This is a genomic window from Streptomyces sp. NPDC054866 (genome assembly GCF_053610745.1).
Genome location: NZ_JBSGZA010000026.1, coordinates 1 through 4,286 on the forward strand (window position 1 = coordinate 1; position 4,286 = coordinate 4,286).

4 protein-coding genes are annotated in these 4,286 nt (G+C 52.8%); 3 read left to right on the forward strand and 1 reads right to left on the reverse strand.

All coding sequences use genetic code 11. The features are described 5' to 3' along the window. The first annotated feature begins 209 nt into the window (after window positions 1-209). The 3 genes from ACWGI2_RS41990 to ACWGI2_RS42000 all read left to right on the forward strand — a co-directional run bounded on the left by ACWGI2_RS41990 (window position 210) and on the right by ACWGI2_RS42000 (window position 3,473). Window positions 210-554: a MobC family plasmid mobilization relaxosome protein gene (locus tag ACWGI2_RS41990; RefSeq protein WP_063863381.1), complete on the forward strand. Its 345-nt coding sequence runs from the start codon at window positions 210-212 to the stop codon at window positions 552-554. Continuing rightward, the gene (mbeA, locus tag ACWGI2_RS41995; RefSeq protein ID WP_063863380.1) at window positions 544-2,043 is read left to right on the forward strand and encodes a plasmid mobilization relaxase MbeA; all 1,500 of its coding nucleotides are present in this window, start codon (window positions 544-546) and stop codon (window positions 2,041-2,043) included. Before ACWGI2_RS41990 ends, mbeA begins: the two co-directional genes overlap by 11 nt. Window positions 2,044-2,354: 311 nt before the next feature. Further along, window positions 2,355-3,473 (forward strand): DNA-methyltransferase, encoded by a 1,119-nt coding sequence (locus ACWGI2_RS42000; RefSeq protein WP_077952212.1) that lies wholly within the window; start codon window positions 2,355-2,357, stop codon window positions 3,471-3,473. Here the strand turns inward: ACWGI2_RS42000 and ACWGI2_RS42005 are convergent. Next, window positions 3,470-4,075, reverse strand: coding sequence for a hypothetical protein (locus ACWGI2_RS42005; protein ID WP_069475750.1), 606 nt, complete (start codon window positions 4,073-4,075; stop codon window positions 3,470-3,472). The genes ACWGI2_RS42000 and ACWGI2_RS42005 overlap by 4 nt on opposite strands. Between the last annotated feature and the right edge of the window lie 211 nt (window positions 4,076-4,286).

Consider the following 4,286-nt stretch of genomic DNA (forward strand, 5'->3'; position numbering starts at 1 on the left):
CATTTTTTCCCCTGCCACATGAAGCACTTCCCTGAGTCACCACTCCGAACTAACATATTAAGCCAGTATACACTCCGCTAGCGCTACGTGACTGGTTCAGGGCTGCGCCCCGAAACCCGCTAAAACCACTGACGCGCCTGCGGCTTGTCCAACACCGCGCCGAACGGGAAAAGATTTCCCGCCCGTCCCGGCGTTATCAGGAGGCCGGATTGGCAGACAAACGCAGCAAAATGCTCACCATGTGGGTGACCGAAGATGAGCACCGCCGTCTGCTGGAGCGCTGCGACGGTAAACAGCTCGCGGCCTGGATGCGGCAGACGTGCCTGGACGAGAAGCCCGCCCGAACCGGCAAACTTCCCTCGCTCTCGCCGGCGCTGCTTCGTCAGCTTGCCGGCATGGGGAACAACCTTAACCAGATTGCCCGGCAGGTTAACGGCGGTGGCGGCAGCGGGCACGACCGCGTGCAGGTTGTCGCCGCGCTGATGGCCATCGATGCCGGACTCGAGCGGCTGCGGCACGCCGTGCTGGAAAAGGGGGCAGACGATGATCGTTAAGTTTCACCCCCGGGGGCGCGGCGGTGGCGCCGGGCCTGTGGATTACCTGCTGGGCAAAGACCGCCAGCGCGAAGGTGCCAGCGTTCTGCAGGGGAAGCCGGAGGAAGTCCGGGAGCTTATCGACGCCTCGCCCTACGCCAAAAAATACACATCCGGCGTCCTGTCTTTTGCCGAACAGGACTTACCGCCCGGCCAGCGTGAAAAGCTGATGGCGAGCTTCGAGCGGGTTCTGATGCCCGGACTCGATAAAGACCAGTACAGCGTGCTGTGGGTTGAGCACCGGGACAAAGGGAGGCTGGAGCTGAACTTCCTGATCCCGAACACGGAGCTGCTGACCGGCAGGCGTCTCCAGCCGTATTACGACCGCGCCGACCGACCGCGCATCGATGCCTGGCAGACCATTGTGAACGGCAGGCTGGGGCTGCACGATCCAAACGCGCCGGAAAACCGGCGGGCGCTGGTCACGCCGTCCGCGCTGCCGGAAACGAAGCAGGAAGCCGCCCAGGCGATTACGCGGGGTTTACTGGCCTTAGCCTCGTCCGGGGAGCTGAAAACCCGTCAGGACGTCACTGAGGCGCTGGAAAGCGCTGGTTTTGAGGTGGTGCGCACTACAAAAAGCAGCATCAGCATTGCCGACCCGGACGGGGGGCGAAACATCCGACTGAAGGGAGCCATCTATGAACAGTCTTTTAACGCTGGCGAAGGACTTAGAGCAGAAATCGAAAGCGCAGCAGCAGAGTACCGGCGAGATGCTGAAAGCCGCATTCAGCGAGCACGAGAAGTCTGTCAGAGCGGAACTGAGCGAAAGCGAGAAGAGAATCAGCGCCGCCATCCTCGAGCACGACCGGAAGCTGTCCTCAGCCATGAGCCAGCGCACGAAAGGGATGCTGCGCATGGTCAGCCAGACGTGGCTGACCATCGTCCTGGTGTCCGCGCTGCTGATCGCTTCGAGCGCGGCCATTCTGTGGTGGCAGAGTCAGCAGATACTCGACAATTACACGACCATCCGGGAGCAGAAGAGCACGCAGGCTATGCTGTCCGATCGGAACAGCGGCGTGCAGCTCTCGACCTGCGGCGATCAGAGACGCCGCTGCGTGAGGGTGAACCCGGAAGCGGGACGGTTCGGAGAGGATTCGAGCTGGATGATACTGGCGGGGAAATAGCACATGACGGAGCTGGAAAAACAGTTGCTGAGCGCATTAGAGCAGCTACAGCAGGACTACTCGAAAAGGCTGGACGAGTGGGAGAACGCCTTCGCGGAATGGCGGACGATGTCTGGTCTTATGCAACGGGAGAACGCGGCGCTGAGCGAGCGCGTCACGGTCTTGAGCAGGCAGGTGCAGAGTTTGAGCGATCAGCTGCGCCGGTTGTCGCAAGGCTGAACGGAATCGAGGCGCACCGGGAGCAGCAGCGGGCGGCGCAGCACCAGAAAGCGCTGGAGCTGGAACGATCGCAGCGCCAGCGGACGTATGACGGTCCGTCGCTGTAACAAACCGGATAAAACGGGGGGGGCGGCGCAGATCCCCGCCGAAAGCCGGTGCCATTCACCCGGTTGCATGGCTATGCAGTCGGGTGAAATTTATCTGACGCGGAATGCGCGATTTAGTGGGGAGTTTACTGCCGGTTTTACCGGGCTGACGCCGCTTTCGCGCCGAACCCGCCCTGAGGCGGTGCCGGAAAGCACTGTTATGGTAAATGCGGAGTTAATGCATGCTCTTTTGACGTCACTTTTAAACTAAATTGACGTCCTGACGTCTAGTTAGTATTATTATTTTATACAAAAATACTGGATTTATAAACATGTCTTTGGCTCCTGGTGTTGTTCGTGACTCGATAATTGAATGTTTTTTAAGGCTTGGAAGAGAAGCTTCTATTGAGGAGATAACCAACGCTGTTTATTTGAAAATTGGAGAAATTTCAAAATCTTCTGTACGTTCATATCTGAGTTTAAATACCCCTGGTCTGTTCGAACGAGTAGATCGCGGTGTCTATCGCTTAAATGGTGATGCTGGTATTACTCCCTCCTTAGATTTGACGTCTTCACCTAAGGCTGTTGGGAAATCGACGATTTTTTTTGATGATGCAATTGAATGGTTAAAAAGGCAAAAAGATAATTCAATTCATGCAGTTGTAACCGATCCTCCTTACGGATTAGTCGAGTATACAAAACAGCAGACTGAGAAACTAAGGGCAGGGAAAGGTGGTATTTGGAGAAAGCCGCCTTCCTTTGATGGACATAAGCGTGCGCCATTACCTCGCTTTACGGTTTTGCGGGAAGAAGATCTTAGAAATATATCATTATTTTTCAAAGAACTATCCTCGCAAGTCGAAAGGGTGGTTGTTCCTGGCGGGAATATAGTTATCGCATCCAACCCTCTTCTATCGCATATAGTCGCGGACTCTATGTCTACGTCTGGCTTAGAGCTACGAGGTTACATCGCGCGTCAGGTTATGACCATGAGAGGAGGGGATAGGCCCAAAAACGCCCATGATGAATTTGGAGATGTTTCTGTCATGCCACGTTCTCAATGGGAACCATGGATAGTGCTGAGAAAGCCTCTAGATGGAAGGGTTCAGGATAATCTACGAAAGTGGAAAACAGGTGGATTCAGGAGAATTTCAGCTGACAGGCCATTTGGCGATGTCATTAAATCTCATCCGACGCCAGCACATGAAAAAAAGATAGCGCCACATCCGTCATTAAAGCCGCAAAATTTCATGAGGCAATTAGTGAGGGCAGTGCTTCCTTTAGGAGAGGGGATTATTCTCGATCCATTTATGGGGGGCGGCTCCACATTAGCAGCTGCAAACCATATAGGTTATGAGAGCATTGGAGTTGAAATAGACCGGGAGTTCTTTGATTTGGCGGAGAAAGCTATCCCCGCGCTATCAGCCCTTCCAAGCAAGGAAAATAACTAAACTAAATCCTTGTAAACCCAGCTTTCTCTGAGCTTCTTCAACCCTTCTTTGTGAAGGGTTGCTGTTCTGGTTCCTAATGCACCACGATCATTACGACGGAAGTCATTTTCATCAACGTGGCAAAGATATACCTCGGTAAATTTCATCGACTTTCTGTCTGAGGCCGGTTCAGTCTCATTATCTACATTGTAGACAAATACGCACATCCATTGAGATCTTGCCCCATGAGTATCGACGGCACCCCCATTTTTCCTGGTGGTTTTTATTTCAATGCCGTCTTCCCCTGAGGAGATACTGTCATTCGGATACTTGCCTCTAACAACTAGGTCTGGATGTCCATTGAAATGCTTGTTTTCAACAAGTGATCTTGAAAATTTAGCGAGGGAAGCTGTGATCATATCTGAAATGAGGCCAGACATAGCTGCTGGTCTCATCATGTCATCAAGCCTATGCAATCCTTTGTTTGATAGTAAATTGTTCACATCATGGAAGAAGTCATAAATATCTTCCATTGCGTGCTCAAAATCACTAATCCTTAGCGAATACGGCAGATCGAGCTCTGGGTTAAACCCCTGTCGATTAACTACTGACCTGTCTTGCATCTTAGTTCCTTGAATAAGATATAAAAGTTCGAAAGCTCTTTGTCATATCTTACCAAGAAGATCCTTGACGATCATTGTCGTTTGGGCGTAGCCTCTTGAAACGAAAAAACCGCCTGGGGAGGCGGTTTAATCGAAGGTTAAGTCAGTTGGGGAACTGCTTAACCAGGTAACTGGCTTGGTGGAGCGCAGATACCAAATACTGTCCTTCCAG